Genomic DNA, 15716 nt, shown 5'->3' with positions numbered 1-15716 from the left:
GTCTTTGCGTCGTTAACGTTAAATTAACTATGGCCTTTGCGCCGCGCGCCGCGCTGCTATGGTGATCCCGATCGCAAGCCTCGCCGCTTTCATCCAGCTTCTCGGCGGGGCCTGTACACAGGGCGTCAAACAGTTTGGTCACGGGCCGCGGGGAGGGGTGGGGATACACCTTCATTCCTCCGGCACCGGAAGACCGACACGGACAGGCAGGGCCTCCCAGGGCCCTGCCTTTTCCTTTTGTGCACTTGCGCTAGGCCGGCAAAGGCGACTATCTGCAGACGGATCGCTCCGATCGCGCCTGAAAGCGAACTGTCTTGGATTCCCCGCACGATTCTCCGCCGCAGGATTCTCAGCCCGGCCTCCCGGCCGCCCATGAGGAGGCTCCGCGCGAGCCGATCCTGACGCTGCCGTTCGCGCTGACGGCCTACATCGTCCTGCTGGCGGTGATCCATCTGCGGGTGCTGCTGCCGCCGGAGCTCGAGAACTGGACCATCGACGTCTTCGGCTTCATCCCCAAGCGCTACGATTCCTCGCTGCTCAATCTGCAGATCCCGGGCGGGGCCGGCGCCAAGGTCTGGAGCTTCGTCACCTATTCGCTGCTGCACGCCAATCTGACCCATCTCGGCTTCAACGTGCTGTGGCTGCTGCCGTTCGGCAGCGCGCTGGCGCGGCGGTTCGGCGCGGTCAGGTTCTTCCTGTTCCTGGCGGTGACGGCGGCGGCCGGCGCGCTCGCCCATCTCGTCACCCATGAGCATGCGGTGGCGCCGATGATCGGCGCCTCGGCTTCGGTGTCGGGCGCGATGGCGGCCGCGATCCGCTTTGCCTTCGTCCGCGGCAGCTTCCTGTCGTTCAGCCGATCGGACGCCGATACCGCAGCAAGGGTTCCGGCGCTGCCGCTGTCGCGCGCGCTGCGTGACGGGCGGGTGGTCGGCTTCCTTGCGGTATGGTTCGGCGTCAACATCATCTTCGGCGTCGGCGCCATCGGCGTCGATGCCGAAACCACGAGCGTGGCGTGGCAGGCGCATATCGGCGGCTTCTTCGCCGGCCTGCTGCTGTTCACGCTGTTCGATCCCGTGCCGCGCATGCGAAACGATGCTGCGGATGCGTCATCACAGGACGTTTCAGACCGTATTTGAAGCGGCGCTTGCGGCGAGGCCCGAATTCATCCATCATTTGCGCGAAGAATGTCCGAAGCGACAAAGCGCTAGCGGCGCTGCTTCGTAAAGCGCCCGCACGTGAAACCGGCGCCAGACAAAACTGTTAGTTGAAGACTCGAAGAACAAGTCCGCACCGCCAACAGGCGGACGGGTCCGATTCAGGGAGGCAACAATGACGGTACGTTCCATTCTCAACACCAAGGGCCACCAGATCGTGAGCGTCGAGCCCGACGCGAAGCTGGCTGCCGCGGTCAAACTGCTCGGTGAGAAGAAGATCGGCGCGGTGCTGGTGATGAACCAGAGCCGGCTCGAGGGCATCCTGTCGGAGCGCGACATCGTCCGCGTTCTGGGCGAGCGCGGCGCCGGCGCGCTGGAGGAGCCGGTCGGTCAGGTCATGACCCGCAAGGTGGTGACCTGCAAGGAAACCGACACGGTCACCGAGATCATGGAGATGATGACGTCAGGCAAGTTCCGCCATCTGCCCGTGATCGACAATGGCAAGGTGGTCGGCCTGATCTCGATCGGCGACATCGTCAAGCGCCGGGTCCAGGAATACGAGTCCGAGCAGGAAGCCCTGCGCGACTACATCAAGACGGCCTGATCAGGCCTGCTCGTCCGCCTTCGGCGCGTGGCCCGCGGGCGCCGGCGCCAGCACGTCGATCGCCTCCTCGATCGATTCCAGCGCGCGTTCGGCGGCGCGCGCGCCGTGGGCGATCAGGTCCTCGGAGCGATGGAAGTCGAACCAGCCGAACTGGCCGACCCGCGGCGAGATCAACAGATCCGGCGGATCGCCGGCGAGGCGGGCGCGGGTGATGCGGTCCTGCATGATGTTGAAGGCATCGACCATCACCGAGGAGATGCCCGGGCGCCCGGCGCTGCCGAAGAATTCGCGCTTCATGGCTTTCTCGGCCGAGAACAGCCGCGGAAAGCGCCGCTTGGCCGTCGTCTCCTCGACCTCCGGCGTAACAGGTGCGGGCATCGCGCCGTGCGAATAGATCGTCGTGGAATGGGTGAAGATGTCGCTGGAAAGATTTGCGGCGATGACGATTTCGGCGCCGAGCGCGCGGGCGGCCGAGACCGGCACCGGGTTCACCAGCGCACCGTCGACGAGCCAGCGATCGCCGATCAGCATAGGCTGGAAGATGCCGGGCAGCGCATAGGATGCGCGCATCGCATCGACCACGCGGCCATGCGTCAGCCAGATCTCGTGACCGGTCCTGACCTCGGTCGCGACGCTCGCGAACTTGACCGGCAAATCTTCGATCAGGGCCTGCCCAACCGCGTCCTCGAGGCGGCTGGCCAGCTTCTCGCCGCCGAGCAGGCCGGAGCCGTTGAGGCGGATGTCGAGATAGCCGAGGATGTTGCGCATACCTTGCAGGCTGCGCCCCCACTCTTCGAACGTCTCGAGCCGGCCGGCCGCATGGAGGCCGCCGACCACGGCGCCGATGGAGGTGCCGACCACGACATCGGGAACGATGCCGTTGGCGAGCAGGGTTCTCAGAATTCCGATATGGGCAAAGCCGCGCGCCGCGCCGCCACCGAGGGCGAGGCCGATGACCGGCCGGCGGGTGGGGCCAAGGCCGATCTTTTCGCCATTCGAGCCGTTTGCTGCCCGACCCTTCAATCTATCCAGCACCGAACTCTCCTACGCCGGGCCTGCACCGTCAGATTAGGCGCCGCCTTTGCGCTCCGCCATATCAGGCGCAAAGCATGGTTTATGCCGCTTTGGAAAGGGCACGGGGCAGGAGTATGGCGAGGGACGGTTGCCTCTGCTGTAATCACGCAGGCGTCAACCGGGTTCCATCGATCGTGTGTGCCCGTATTTCCTGGGATTTCAGAGGCTTGAATTTGCCGCGTTTTCGGTGAAAAGCAGGTGGCATGACACGCGGGGGTGACGGCATCATCGGATGGCGGCGCAGCGGCAGGCTGCTGCCGGCGCTGATCCTTGCCGCGTGCCTCGTTACCTCAGGCCAAACCGCTGCGCAGGCGCAGCTTTTCTCGGACCGTCCGCCGCCGGTGCCGCCGGCTTCGGTGCCCGACCCCGGCGGCGCCGTCAGCCTGGCGCCGCCCTCCGGTCCCGGCGCCGGTCCCCCGAGCCTGCCGCCGACCCTGATGCAGCCGACGACCCCCAGCATGCCGCCGCCCGCGGTCTCGACCGTGCCGCCGGCCGCCCCGCTCAACGCGGCCGTGCCCGGACAAGGCGTGCTGTCGCTGACCGCGAAATACGGCAAGGATGCTCCGGCGATCACCAGCGGCCTGGTTTGGCGCGTGTTTGCCGACCGTCCCGACGAGAACGGCACCTTCAAGCTGATTCGCGAGGACCGCAGCGCCACGCCCAACATCGTGCTGCCGCCCGGCAATTACGTCGTCCACGTCGCCTTCGGCCTTGTCAGCGCGGTACGCACCGTCAGCCTGAAGGCCGAGACCGACCGCGAATCCTTCGTGCTGCCGGCCGGGGGCCTGCGGATCGAGGGCCGGGTCGGCACCACCCGCATTCCGCAGAACCAGATCTCGTTCGCGATCTACAAGGGCAGCCAGTTCGAATCCGGCGAGCGTGCCTCGCTGGTACCGAACGTCGCAGCCGGCGACGTCGTGCTGCTGCCGGAGGGCACCTACTACATCATCTCCAACTATGGCGACGCCAATTCAGTGGTGCGCTCCGACATCCGCGTCCAGGCCAGCAAGCTCACCGACGTCACCATCACCCACCGCGCAGCCGTGATCACGCTCAAGCTGGTCAGCGACAAAGGCGGCGAGGCACTCGCCAACACCGCATGGTCGGTGCTGACCCCCGGCGGCGACGTCATCAAGGAATCGATCGGCGCCTTCCCGCGCGTCGTACTCTCCGAAGGCGAATACCGCGCCATCGCCAAGAACGAGGGCAAGGTCTACGAGCGCGGCTTCAACGTCGTCAACGGCGTCGACGGCGAAGTCGAAGTCGTCGCGCGTTAGGGGCTTCGCGCGCTGAGTCCTGGCGGCGGTGCCGTCCGCAGCCCGACACCTGACCTAACACCGGCACGATAATTCTCATTGAGTGCGCGAATGTGCATCTCCCGTTACCGCCACGTCCGTGGGGGCTGGTCAGCAATTGGCCCATCAGCCTCCTGTGTTCTGCTTTGAATACCGCAAGCGCCAGCCGATTGCCTTTTCGGGCCATGTAGAACACCGCTGGCGAAAGCTTATTCCCCGCGCCTCGCGTCTTCATCACAGCGGTGCAAGAGATGAATTTCCGATCATCAATCTTATTCTCTTTCCATTCCGCTGGGTTATATGTCGGGGATCCGTCTAATGGGGGAGGCCGGGGCGAGGGCTTGGATGCCTTGGCGGACCGGCTGGGAGCAGGGACCAAGCTCGTCGGTATGTTCGAAGTGATCCTCACCAGGCGCAAGCGGTTTGGCTGGCGATGGCAAGTGTGCGACCAGTCCGGCAAGATCTTTGCCGATGGTTTCGAGCGCACCCGGCCGTCGGCCAAATATCAGGGCGAGCGCGCGTTGTTCTTCCTGCTGTCGCAGGCGTATCTGCGCAACCGCTCCGCCGCGTCCAGCGAGGATTAGCGAGCACGGTTCCGTTGCGCCCAGCTTCGTAGCGAGCCTTCGTAGCCCGGGTGAGCGCAGCGATACCCGGGACCTTCGTGCTTCAAGCGAGAACCCCCGATATTGCTGCGCTCATCCGGGCTACAAGCTCCACCTTACATATCGACGACCAGCTTGCCCTTGGCGGCGCGGTCCCTGATCAGCGCATAGGCCTCGTCGACGTTCTCCAGCGTAAAGCGCCTGTAGTCGAGCAGCGGTACGAGCTTGCCGGCCTCGGCGAGGCGCGTGGTCTCCGCCATGATCTCTCCATGATGCGCGCGGCCTTCGCCCGACAGCAGCGGCAGCAGCGTGAACACGCCCGAATAGGTGGCTGCCCGGAATGACAGCGGCGCAAGCGCATGCGTACCCCAGCCGAGCGCGCTCACAACATGGCCGAAGCGGCGCACCGCTTCGAAGGAGGCGTCGAGCACCTTGCCGCCGACGGTGTCGTAGACGATGTCGAAGCCGCGGCCGCCGGTGTGCTGCTTCACGTAGGCATCGACCGGACTGTCGCGATCGATGAACACCGCGCCAAAGCCTTCGATGGTGGCGCGCTGCGACGGCGAACCGGTTGCGAACACCTCCGCTCCGAAGGCGCGCGCGATCTGGATCGCGACATGACCGACGCCGCCGGCACCACCGTGGATCAACACCTTCTGGCCCGCCTTCAACGCCGCCCGGTCGATCAGGCCTTCCCAGGCCGTGATGACGATCAGGGGCAGGGCGGCCGCTTCCCGCATGCTGAGATTGGCGGGCTTCAACGCGAGGAGATCGGCATCGACTGCGGCGAATTCGGCCAGCGATCCCTGCACGCCGCCGACACCTCCGGTCATGCCGTAGATCTCGTCGCCCGGCTTGAAGCGCGTCACCTCGCGCCCGGCCAGTTCGACCACGCCGGCGAGATCGATCCCCGGAATCGCCGGCAACGGATGGCGGGCATGCGCGGCCGCGCCGGCCTGGATCTTGGTGTCGAGCGGATTGACCCCGCTCGCGCGCACACGCACCAGCACGTCGTGCGGGCCGATCTCGGGCGTGGAGATGGTTGAGAGGCGCAAGGGGGCGTTGTGGGTCTCCAGGACGCCGGCGCGCATCGTCGATGGTCTCGTCATGATCGTCTTGCTCCGTGATCGGCTCAATATGCCCATGAGATTTTGCATGAGAAGGAACAAGGTTGTACGATGATCATACATTTTTGTATGGCGGGAGTTCCGATGGACTGGAGCGATCTGCGCATCTTCCTGGCAATTGCGCGCGAGGGCACGCTCGGCGCTGCCGCACGAAAGATCGGCCAGACCCAGCCGACGATGGGCCGGCGGCTTCGCGCGCTCGAGACGTCGTTGGGACAGACCCTGTTCCAGCGCACGGCGGATGGCCTGGTGCTGACCGACGAGGGCACGGCCGTGCTCCGCCATGCCGAGCGGATCGAGGACGAGGCACTCGCGCTGGAACGCCACGTCTCCGGTGCCGAGACGCAGCTCGACGGCCTGTTGCGCCTGTCGTCGTCGGACTGGTTCGGGACGGTGATGCTGTCGCCGGTGATCGCCGCGTTCGGCAAGCGTCATCCGAAGGTGACGGTGGAGCTCCTCACCGATGCGCGGCTCTACAGTCTGCCGCGGCGCGAAGCCGATCTGGTCTTCCGCATCAAGCCGTTCAGCGAGCCCGAGGTGATCTCCAGAAAGCTGCTGCACATTCCTTACGCGCTCTACGGCAAGAAGGGCAGCAAGCCGCCGCGCGCAGGCGACGGCAGCGCTGTCCGCGTCGTCACCATGAATGCCGAGTTCGCCGACATGCCGGACGCAGTCTGGCTGAAGCGCGCGCTGCCGAATGCAGCCATCGCCTCGCGCAGCAACAACAGGCAGGTGCAGGCCGAGCTTTGCGCCAGCGGCGACGGCTTTGCCGTATTGCCGCGTCCGCTCGGCGACCGCGATCGCCGTCTGGTTGCGCTCGACATCGGAGCGGCGCCGCCCGGCCGCGACACCTATGTCGGCTATCACCGCGATATGAAGCGCCTCGCCCGCCTGCGCGCGCTGCTCGATCTCGTGATCGAAAGGTTGGCAGGCTAGAGCAGATTCTGATCAGGCGCGATCATAACCTGCCGCGGCGAAGAAGTTCAGGCACTCTTGGGCGGTGAAGGCGGCTGTGGTGAGGGCGATAGCATTGTCCAAAGCCTGGATTGATCTGGCGGCGGCCTTTCGCAGGGCGGCTTTGAGCTTTGCGAAGGCCATTTCGATCGGATTGAGGTCGGGCGAATAAGGCGGGAGATAGAGGAGCTGAGCGCCCGCCGCGTCGATTGCGATGGCGATCTCGGTCCGCTTGTGTGCTGCGAGATTGTCCATCACCACGATGTCGCCGGGCTTGAGTGTCGGTACCAGGACTTGCGTCACGTAAGCCTCGAACGCCGGACCATCCATGGGGCCGTCGAGGACCATCGGCGCGGTCATACCGGTCGCTCTAAGCGCGCCGACGAAGGTCGTCGTCTTCCAATGACCATGCGGGATCGCGGCGACACAGCGCTGGCCGTACGGCGAACGGCCGTAGCGCCGCGCCATTTTGGTCGAAGCCCCCGTCTCGTCGATGAACACCAACCGATGGATGCCGATCTCAGGCTGAGACGCCTTCCACGCTGCGCGTTCAGCGGCCACGTCCGGCCGATCCTGCTCGCTGGCGTGCGATGTTTTTTTTGAACGTGATGTTGCGACGATCGAAGAATCGCCAGATCACGCTCGGCACGAAACGCTCGCCGTGGACTTTGAAGAGATGGTCAGCGATCTCGGCCAGCGTCATGTCAGGCGTAACCTTGACCAGGGAGAGGATCTCCGCAGCGTGACCCTCGATCCGAGCTGAACGCCGGTCTCCGCCCTGCGTTCCCGCCTCACAGGCGCCGGTCCTTCGCCACTCGCCAACCAGTTCGATCGCTGTCGAGGGCGCCACGCCGAACCGAACAGCGGCGCCCCGACGGCTCATGCCTTCATCTTCCACAGCCCGAATAATACGAATGCGAAGGTCCGGCGACAGCGGTTTAGCCATGGGGGCTGGCCTCCATCACCAGCCCTCAGGGTGAATCACAATTTGCCTCGCAAGGGAATCCCCTACCGATTCCGACAGGTTGGAAAATGCTCTAGTGGGGCGTTGGTGGAAAAGGGGACCGGCCTTCCAGAGGCCGGTCCCGAAAGTTCTATTCCGCAGCTTCCATGATTCCGCGCGTTCTGGGCAGGGGATCGGCGACTGTGTCGATGGCTTCCATCGACTTGTCGAACTTGACGAAGTCGTCGTCCATGATTGCGCGCGGATTGAAGTTCTCGTCCGCGATGATGCCGTGCACGCGGCGGCGCTGCATTCCCATGTTGCCGCCGGGCAACCCTGACCTATTGAAAGGCACGCGAGAAGGAGTCCGGGCGAAGCAGTCGGCCCGGCAGTGCACGTTCCCGGTGATCCGCGTTGTTCGCACCGGAGACAGAGGTTGGATTTCCGTAGCCCGGCTAGGGGGGCCTAATTGGGCCTACTAGAATTTGACTCCCTGTCGGGCAAAACACCCCATCCATGGGTCGATACGGATCGGCAAAAATATTCCACTTTACCGAATTTCGGAAAGAGCGTATGTATCGCCTCGACCCGGCCCAAGGAAGAGGGGCGTATCGCGATCGTCACGAACGCGGGCCGGACGGCGGTGGACGCAGATCGCATCGGCGCGAAGGGTTTTGCAGGGCGGGCAACCGTGAGCAAGGCGCCTCGCGCACACGACCGGTGTGATCGGCGTACGGCAAAATCGTGTGGTCCTGGCGCCCGGGGTCTGTGCGCCAAGTCTTGTGGTGATGTATGTCGTCCAACCGGACGCACGCGTCAGCCATCCGCAAGGCGACGGGGGCAATAGCGCAACGCTCCCCGGGGAGAGCGCGACATAAGCCGTAAAGCCACTGCGCAGGGAAGGCCGGGCTGTCCTGGCTACACCTGTATGCCGCTGTGCAGCTTTTTGTTACGCAGAATTCGCACAGTGGACCGCGGGTGCCAGCCGGCGCCCGGTCTTCCCTGCGCCCTCTTTCATTCGAGGGTGAAGCGATCAACAAAGCTCGGGCGAAATGCGCCGCGAGGATGATCAATCATGTGTGTCGTTGACCAAAAGTCTCGTGCCCCGGACGCGGCGCAGCGTCCCTTCGACTTTGCGCCGCAACGCGAAGGGCGTTGCAGCGCGTCCGGGACAGAGAGACGCGCGTCCAAATTCGAGCGCACACACCCTGATGCATCCCCTTCGTACGACCGTCACAGTCTCTAACACCCACTAACCAACACCTGATTTAAAACTGTCATAATCACCGAATGGAACCCGCGCCTGCGACCTTTTTACAGGTCGTTAAGCGCAGCTGCATTGAATGCAGCGGGAAAGTGCGTTGGGGACTGCCATGAATGCCGCGAAGAAAGTGTCGGGAAAACCGGCCGCCGAAATGTTCGACGATATCCCGGTGCTTCAGCGCAAATGGCGTGCCGCGCTGAAGCCGGGCGATCGGCTGCCGCGCTATGAGGACGTGATGCTCGGCAGTCTCGGACGGCTCGCCGATCACATTGCGCTGCTCAGGAACGACGGCACGCTCGAACTGTCGCGCAGCGGACGCTACGTGCAAAAATGGCTCGGCGAGGAGCGCTGGGACATTCCCGTCGCCGAATTGTCGCCGGATTGCGCCACTGCGCTGTCGGAAGCGGCAACGTCCGCGCTGGCCAATGGACGACCGCATCGGGCCAGCGCGCATTGCGTGCGCGACGGCATGGTGCGGACCTACGACGTGCTGGCGCTGCCGACGGCCTCGCGCTGGGGCGCCACGCTGGTCGGCGCTTACATCAACGAACGCGGCACGCAGTACAATCTGCTGGACGCGATCTTCGCCTCGACCGACGACGCGGTCATCTCGCTGGCGATGCTGCGCGATGCCGGCGGCAAACCATCCGATCTGCAGGTCGTGCACCACAACAGCAGCGCAAGCGCGCTGCTGAAGGTCGCGACCGGAAGCCTGTTGTGGCGGCGGATCGGCGAAGGCAGCACGTTGCTGGCCTTGCCCGAGATCATGAACTTCCTGCTCAGGGCCGTCGCCGGCGGCCGCGGCGAGCAGCTCGAGATCGAGAGCGAGGGCCGCCACCTTCGCCTCAGCGCGACGGCCTTCGCCGACGTGGTCTCGCTGACGATCTCCGACGTCACCGCGTTGAAGCGGCGCGACGCCTCGTTCCGCCTGCTGTTCGACAACAACCCGATGCCGATGTGGGTGTTCGACGCGCAGACCAGGGAGTTCCTCGGCGTCAACGACGCCGCGGTCCAGCATTACGGCTACAGCCGCACCGCTTTCCTGCGCATGAAGCTGCACGAGATATGGCCGGAGGACGAGTGGGACAGCCACGCCGAGGCACTCGAACGCCTCGGCGAGGCCTATCACTCCTCGCGCAACTGGCGGCATTTGCGCGCCGACGGCAGCGAGATCGAGGTGCTCACCTTCGGCCGCCGCGTCCCCTTCGACGATCGCGACGGCTATCTGGTCGCGGTCGTCGACATCACCGAGCGGCGCAAGGCCGAGGCGCGCATCGCGCACATGGCGCACCATGACGGGCTCACCGACCTGCCGAACCGCGAATATTTCCAGGAGCGCCTGAAGCAGGCGTTGGACCAGGCCGGCGACAAACGCGTCGGCGTGCTCTATATCGATCTCGACCTGTTCAAGAACGTCAACGATTCCTTCGGTCATCCCGTCGGCGACCGCCTGCTCAAGGAAGTCGCCGAACGGCTCACCACCGCGGTCCGCGGCGGCAATCTGGCGGCGCGGCTCGGCGGCGACGAATTCGCGGTAATCCTCGCCGCCGACGTCTCGCCGAACGAGGCCAGCGCCTGCGCCGGCCTGCTGATCGACATGCTGAAGGCGCCCTACGATCTCGACGGCCAGGAGATGGTGATCGGTGCCAGCATCGGCATCGCGCTGTCGCCCGGCGACGGCACGACGCCGGAAGAGCTGATGCGAAATGCCGACATGGCGCTGTACCGGGCGAAGTCCGACGGCGGCGGCGTACACCATTTCTTCGAGCGCGCGATGGACCTGCGGGCGCAGAAGCGCCGCGCCATGGAGCTCGATCTGCGCCGTGCGTTCGCCAATGGCGAGTTCGAGCTGCACTACCAGCCGCTGGTGTCGATCGCCTCGGACCGCATCTCCGGCTTCGAGTCGCTGCTGCGCTGGCGTCATCCGGACAAGGGCATGATCTCGCCGGCGGAGTTCATCCCGGTTGCCGAGGACATCGGCCTCATCATCCAATTGGGAGAGTGGGTACTGCGCGAAGCCTGCGCCGAGGCCGTCAAATGGCCTGCCGACGTCAAGGTCGCGGTCAATCTGTCGCCGGCGCAATTCCGCAGCCGCAATCTGGTTCAAATCGTGATCTCGGCGCTGGCGCAGTCCGGCCTGTCGCCGCGGCGGCTCGAGCTCGAAATCACCGAGTCGATCTTCCTCGCCGAGACCGATGCCAATCTCGCCATCCTGCACCAGTTGCGCGAGCTCGGCGTCAGCATCTCCATGGACGATTTCGGCACCGGCTATTCCAGCCTCAGCTATCTCAGGAGCTTCCCGTTCGACAAGATCAAGATCGACCGCTCGTTCGTGAAGGATCTGGCAGAGCGGCCCGATTGCGGCGCGATCGTGCGCGCGATCTCCGGGCTCGGCCGCAGCCTCAACATCACCACGACCGCCGAGGGCGTCGAGACCGAAGACCAGCTCGACTGGCTGCGCGCCGAAGGCTGCAACGAGGTGCAGGGCTTTCTGTTCAGCGCGGCACGGCCTGCGGACGAGATCGCGAAGCTGCTCGCCGATTTCGGCCGGCGCGCCTCACGGGCGGCGTAGCCCTTCGGGGTAGCAATCGTAGACCAGCGCCTTGAAGGCGGGGGTGATGCGGCTGCGCTCGTTCTGGGTCTGCTGCATCATGAGATAGACCATGTCGAGCTTGGGATCGACGCCGAAATAGGTGCCGCTCCCTGAATCCCATTTCAGCTCGCCGAGCGAGCCTGCCGGCGGCGGCTTCGCATTGCCTGGATCGGTACGCACACCAATGCCGTAGCCATAGCCGAAGCCGTCGCCCGGGAAATAGAAATAGTCGCGTCCGACGCCGGACCCGGGCCCGACATGATCGGTCGTCATGGCCTTGAAGGCGGCCGGGCTGAGGTAACGCCTGCCCTCGAACGCGCCGCCATTGAGCAGCATCTGGGAGAAGCGTTCATAGTCGGTGATGGTCGAGAGCAGCCCGCCGCCGCCCGACTCCCATTCGGGATGGGCGAGGCGGTCGCGCTCGCCTTCGAGCAGGATCAGGTCGCTCGGCAGCGGTCGCGCCATCCGAGCACGCTCCTCCGGCGTCTTCAGCACGAACTTGGTGCTGCTCATCCCGAGCGGATCGAGGATGCGTTGCTTGAGGAATTCGTACAGCGTCTGTCCCGAGATGATCTCGATGATGGCGCCGAGCACGTCGGTGGAATGGCCGTAGCGCCACAGCGTCCCCGGCTGGCGCGTGAGCGGCAGCCGGGCGATACGGTCGGCGAATTGCCTGTTGTTGAAGGGCCCCTCGAATATGTCGGCGGCCTTGTAAACCTGCATCACCCAGGGAGCGCCGATATAGTCGTAGCTGATGCCGGAGGTCTGCCGCAGCAGATCCTCGATGTTGACAGGGCGGATTGGCGGCTCGAGCTGGAGCTTCGAGGTGCCGTCCGGCTCGACGCCCACCTTGGTGTCGGCAAAGAGCGGGATGTATTTCGACACGGGGTCGGTGAGCGCGAGCTTGCCCTCGTCGATCAGCATCATCGCGCCGAGGCAGGTGATCGGCTTGGTCATGGAGTGGATGGCGAAGATCGTGTCCGGCGTCATCGCAAGGCCGGTCCTGGTATCGCGCACGCCGAAGGACTTCAGATAGACCGGCCTGCCGTGCTGCTGCACCAGGATCACCGCGCCCGGCAGGCGGCCGCTTCCGACCTCGTTGTTGAAATACGCCGTGATGCGCTCGAGCCCGTCCGGCGAGGGGGCGGGGATGTCGGCGGCGCGGCTTCGCGCCATCGTGCCGGCGAGCAGCGCAGCCCCGACCAGAAAATCACGACGTCTCATCAGGGCTTCCTCCCTCGGCGGGATCAAAGCCGCAAGATGCTGGAGGCGTCAACAAGCGTTCGATTAAAAACGCGTCACGATTTCCGAAAGGAACGGTCGCGGACGGTCTTCGCTCGGTTTGGTCGGCGTGCCCACGTGGATGAAGCCGGCGAGTTTTTCCTCCGGCTTGAGGCCGAGACCGTCGAGCACGTCGCGATCGAACGAGAACCAGCCGGTCAGCCAGCAGGCGCCGTAGCCGAGCGCGGTCGCGGCCGTGACGATGTTCATGGCGCTGGCGCCGGCCGACAATTCCTGCTCGAACGCCGGTACCTTCGGATGCGGCCTGGTGAAGCTGACGATGCCGATCACCAGCGGCGCGTCGGCGAGGCGTTTGCGCTCGGTCTCGACGTCGGCGGCCGGCGCCCCGGGATTCTTCCGGGCGAAGACGTTCGCGATCACCTCGCCGGCGCGCTGGCGGGCATCGCCCTCGAAAATGATGAAGCGCCAGGGCGCGAGCTTGCCATGGTCGGGCACGCGCGCGCCGATGGTGAGGATGGTCTCGAGCTCGGCCGCCGAAGGGCCGGGCCCGGTCATCTCGCGCGGCTTGACCGAGCGGCGGGTCTTCAGGAGTTCGATGGCGTCGGGCACTGCGATATCCTCTTCAAATGGTCGTCGGGCGTGCCATGCCGAGATAAGCATGCACGCCCGAAACCGGAAGCGAATTTAGATCGATTTCAGAGATCAGACCGCGCCGCGCGCCCGCTTGACGTCCGGCGGCGTCGCCTCGTCGACCAGGGCGGCGATCGCCTCCTCGGTCGTCATCACCTTCTGGCCGTCGCTGCCGAGCCGGCGGACCGAGACCGAATGCGTTTCGGCCTCTTTCTTGCCGACCACGAGCAGCGCGGGGATCTTGGCCAGCGAATGCTCGCGGACCTTGTAATTGATCTTCTCGTTGCGCAAATCGATCTCGACCCGGAGGCCTGCGCGCCGCGCCTGCTCCATCACCACCTTGGCGTATTCGTCGCCTTCCGAGGTGATGGTGGTGACCACCGCCTGCACCGGCGAAAGCCAGAGCGGGAAGTTGCCGGCATAGTGCTCGATCAGGATGCCGATATAGCGCTCCATCGAGCCGCAGATCGCACGGTGCACCATCACAGGCGGTTTCTTGCCGCCGTCATGGTCGATGTAGAACGCGCCGAACCGCTCCGGCAGGTTGAAGTCGACCTGCGTGGTGCCGCACTGCCAGTCGCGGCCGATGGCGTCGCGCAGCACATATTCGAACTTCGGCCCGTAGAAGGCGCCTTCGCCCGGGTTGATCTCGGTCTTGATGTGATTGCTCTGCGACTGGATTTCGCGCAGCACCGTCGCCATCACGCGCTCGGCGTGATCCCACATCTCGTCGGTGCCGACGCGCTTTTCAGGCCGCGTCGACAGCTTCACGGTCAGATCGCCGGTGAAGCCGAAATCGGCATAGGTCGACAGGATGAGATCGTTGATCTTCAGGCATTCCTCGGCGAGTTGATCCTCGGTGCAGAAGATGTGCGCATCGTCCTGGGTGAAGCCGCGCACGCGCATCAACCCGTGCATGGCGCCGGAGGGCTCGTAGCGATGTACCACGCCGAACTCGGCGAGGCGCAAGGGCAGGTCGCGGTAGCTCTTCAGGCCGTGCTTGAAGATCTGGACGTGACCCGGGCAGTTCATCGGCTTCAGCGCAAACCAGCGCTTGTCCTCGGCCTCGTCGCCGGCCGACTGCGCCGCGAACATGTTCTCGCGGTACCAGCCCCAATGTCCCGAAGTCTCCCACAAGGACTTGTCGAGGATCTGCGGCGCGTTGACCTCGCTGTAATCGCCGGTCAGGCGCCGGCGCATATAGGCGATCAACTGCTGGAAGATGGTCCAGCCCTTGGCGTGCCAGAACACGACGCCCGGGCCTTCCTCCTGGAAATGGAAGAGGTCGAGCTCGCGCCCGAGCTTGCGATGGTCGCGCTTTTCCGCTTCCTCGATCTGCTTCAGATAAGCGTCGAGGTCCTCCTGCTTGGCGAAGGCGGTGCCGTAGATGCGGGTCAGCATCGGATTGTTGCTGTCGCCGCGCCAATAGGCGCCGGCCACCTTCATCAGCTTGAAGGCGTTGCCGACCTTGCCGGTCGAGGTCATGTGCGGGCCGCGGCACAGGTCGAACCAGTCGCCCTGGTGGTAGATCTTGATCGGCTCGGTGCCGGGAATGGCATCGACCAGTTCGACCTTGAAGGCCTCGCCCTTGTCGCGGAACACCTGTTTGGTTTTCTCGCGGTCCCAGACTTCCTTCGTGAAAGGCTTATCGCGCGCGATCAGCTCGCGCATTTTTTTCTCGATGGCCGCAAAGTCGTCCGGCGTGAACGGCTCGTTGCGGAAGAAGTCGTAATAGAAACCGTTCTCGATCACGGGACCGATGGTGACCTGGGTGCCCGGCCACAGCGCCTGCACGGCTTCGGCGAGCACGTGCGCGCAGTCGTGGCGGATCAATTCCAGCGCGCGCGGGTCGTCGCGATTGACGAACTCGATCTTGGCATCGGCCTCGATCGCATCGTTGAGATCGGAGACCACACCGTCGAGCGCCATCGCAACCGTGCGCTTGGCCAGCGACGGAGAGATGCCCTTGGCGATGTCGAGACCGGTGATTCCGTAGTCGAACTGGCGCTGGGCGCCGTCCGGGAAGGTGAGGGTGACTTTGGCGGCGGGGGTCACGGGCTTCAGATTGCTGAGGGAATATTGGAAGCCGGATTCGGATTTAGGCTCGGTCATTGTTTTTCTCCTGAGGCTCACTCCTGCGAACGAGCGCAGGTAAGCGGGAACGAGCGATATATCAGGCGATTCGGCCTGCGCAATCCGGCATTTCCAAGAAAGTGGCGCGCAAAAGCCGGGGC

General features: G+C 64.8%; 13 protein-coding genes. 6 read left to right on the top strand and 7 right to left on the bottom strand.

The genetic code is table 11. From position 1 onward, the window contains the following. Positions 1 to 314: 314 nt before the first annotated feature. A complete protein-coding gene (locus tag IVB24_RS27030; RefSeq protein ID WP_247769622.1) occupies positions 315 to 1136 on the top strand; it encodes a rhomboid family intramembrane serine protease in 822 nt (273 codons plus the stop codon). Between the two features lie 193 nt (positions 1137 to 1329). Continuing rightward, positions 1330 to 1758 carry a CBS domain-containing protein gene (locus IVB24_RS27025; RefSeq protein ID WP_247769621.1) on the top strand — a complete coding sequence of 143 codons (429 nt, stop codon included), beginning with the start codon at positions 1330 to 1332 and terminating at the stop codon, positions 1756 to 1758. Here the strand turns inward: IVB24_RS27025 and IVB24_RS27020 are convergent, their stop codons facing one another. Beyond that, complete coding sequence (locus tag IVB24_RS27020; protein WP_247769620.1) at positions 1759 to 2793, bottom strand: patatin-like phospholipase family protein; 1035 nt, start codon at positions 2791 to 2793, stop codon at positions 1759 to 1761. Positions 2794 to 3035: 242 nt separating this feature from the next. Between IVB24_RS27020 and IVB24_RS27015 the strand changes: the two genes are divergently transcribed. Together IVB24_RS27015 and IVB24_RS27010 are read left to right on the top strand one after the other, a co-directional pair. Next, positions 3036 to 4109, top strand: a complete 1074-nt coding sequence (locus IVB24_RS27015) for a hypothetical protein (protein ID WP_094972113.1) — start codon at positions 3036 to 3038, stop codon at positions 4107 to 4109. 407 nt (positions 4110 to 4516) lie between these two features. Beyond that, positions 4517 to 4711 carry a hypothetical protein gene (locus tag IVB24_RS27010; RefSeq protein WP_025037121.1) on the top strand — a complete coding sequence of 65 codons (195 nt, stop codon included), beginning with the start codon at positions 4517 to 4519 and terminating at the stop codon, positions 4709 to 4711. Positions 4712 to 4845: 134 nt separating this feature from the next. On the opposite strand, the gene IVB24_RS27005 is transcribed toward IVB24_RS27010, so the two are convergent. Beyond that, complete coding sequence (locus tag IVB24_RS27005; protein WP_247769619.1) at positions 4846 to 5838, bottom strand: zinc-dependent alcohol dehydrogenase family protein; 993 nt, start codon at positions 5836 to 5838, stop codon at positions 4846 to 4848. Between the two features lie 102 nt (positions 5839 to 5940). On the opposite strand from IVB24_RS27005, the gene IVB24_RS27000 reads away from it, so the two are divergent. Beyond that, positions 5941 to 6792, top strand: coding sequence for a LysR family transcriptional regulator (locus tag IVB24_RS27000; protein ID WP_094972111.1), 852 nt, complete (start codon positions 5941 to 5943; stop codon positions 6790 to 6792). Positions 6793 to 6804: 12 nt separating this feature from the next. On the opposite strand, the gene IVB24_RS26995 is transcribed toward IVB24_RS27000, so the two are convergent. Then, positions 6805 to 7756, bottom strand: a protein-coding gene (locus tag IVB24_RS26995) for an IS630 family transposase (protein ID WP_247768038.1) whose coding sequence is annotated in 2 segments (ribosomal slippage) — positions 6805 to 7417 and positions 7416 to 7756 — 954 coding nt in all. Because the reading frame shifts where the segments join, the coding sequence is not laid out codon by codon here. A 148-nt stretch (positions 7757 to 7904) separates the two neighbouring features. Further along, positions 7905 to 8066, bottom strand: a complete 162-nt coding sequence (locus IVB24_RS26990) for a hypothetical protein (RefSeq protein ID WP_247769618.1) — start codon at positions 8064 to 8066, stop codon at positions 7905 to 7907. A 1060-nt stretch (positions 8067 to 9126) separates the two neighbouring features. Between IVB24_RS26990 and IVB24_RS26985 the strand changes: the two genes are divergently transcribed. Then, positions 9127 to 11589, top strand: coding sequence for an EAL domain-containing protein (locus tag IVB24_RS26985; protein WP_247769617.1), 2463 nt, complete (start codon positions 9127 to 9129; stop codon positions 11587 to 11589). On the opposite strand, the gene IVB24_RS26980 is transcribed toward IVB24_RS26985, so the two are convergent. The 3 genes from IVB24_RS26980 to thrS all read right to left on the bottom strand — a co-directional run bounded on the left by IVB24_RS26980 (position 11575) and on the right by thrS (position 15594). After that, complete coding sequence (locus tag IVB24_RS26980; protein ID WP_247769616.1) at positions 11575 to 12834, bottom strand: serine hydrolase domain-containing protein; 1260 nt, start codon at positions 12832 to 12834, stop codon at positions 11575 to 11577. The two genes, IVB24_RS26985 and IVB24_RS26980, sit on opposite strands and share 15 nt — an antisense overlap. A gap of 63 nt (positions 12835 to 12897) precedes the next feature. Further along, positions 12898 to 13461: a nitroreductase gene (locus IVB24_RS26975; protein WP_247769615.1), complete on the bottom strand. Its 564-nt coding sequence runs from the start codon at positions 13459 to 13461 to the stop codon at positions 12898 to 12900. Positions 13462 to 13554: 93 nt separating this feature from the next. Next, a complete protein-coding gene (thrS, locus tag IVB24_RS26970; protein ID WP_247769614.1) occupies positions 13555 to 15594 on the bottom strand; it encodes a threonine--tRNA ligase in 2040 nt (679 codons plus the stop codon). Positions 15595 to 15716: the final 122 nt, after the last annotated feature.

The sequence above is a fragment of the Bradyrhizobium sp. 192 genome (assembly GCF_023100965.1).
Lineage (GTDB): Bacteria > Pseudomonadota > Alphaproteobacteria > Rhizobiales > Xanthobacteraceae > Bradyrhizobium > Bradyrhizobium symbiodeficiens.
The sequence above is the reverse complement of the archived record's forward strand: the minus strand, read 5'-3'. Positions and strand labels throughout refer to the sequence as shown.

What these genes read in the sequence shown, in the direction of transcription:
- IVB24_RS27025 (WP_247769621.1), top strand. Translation starts at nt 1,330, where the DNA reads ATGACGGTACGTTCCATTCTCAACACCAAGGGCCACCAGATCGTGAGC.
- IVB24_RS27015 (WP_094972113.1), top strand. Translation starts at nt 3,036, where the DNA reads ATGACACGCGGGGGTGACGGCATCATCGGATGGCGGCGCAGCGGCAGG.
- IVB24_RS27010 (WP_025037121.1), top strand. Translation starts at nt 4,517, where the DNA reads ATGTTCGAAGTGATCCTCACCAGGCGCAAGCGGTTTGGCTGGCGATGG.
- IVB24_RS27005 (WP_247769619.1), bottom strand. Translation starts at nt 5,838, where the DNA reads ATGACGAGACCATCGACGATGCGCGCCGGCGTCCTGGAGACCCACAAC.
- IVB24_RS27000 (WP_094972111.1), top strand. Translation starts at nt 5,941, where the DNA reads ATGGACTGGAGCGATCTGCGCATCTTCCTGGCAATTGCGCGCGAGGGC.
- IVB24_RS26990 (WP_247769618.1), bottom strand. Translation starts at nt 8,066, where the DNA reads ATGCAGCGCCGCCGCGTGCACGGCATCATCGCGGACGAGAACTTCAAT.
- IVB24_RS26985 (WP_247769617.1), top strand. Translation starts at nt 9,127, where the DNA reads ATGAATGCCGCGAAGAAAGTGTCGGGAAAACCGGCCGCCGAAATGTTC.
- IVB24_RS26980 (WP_247769616.1), bottom strand. Translation starts at nt 12,834, where the DNA reads ATGAGACGTCGTGATTTTCTGGTCGGGGCTGCGCTGCTCGCCGGCACG.
- thrS (WP_247769614.1), bottom strand. Translation starts at nt 15,594, where the DNA reads ATGACCGAGCCTAAATCCGAATCCGGCTTCCAATATTCCCTCAGCAAT.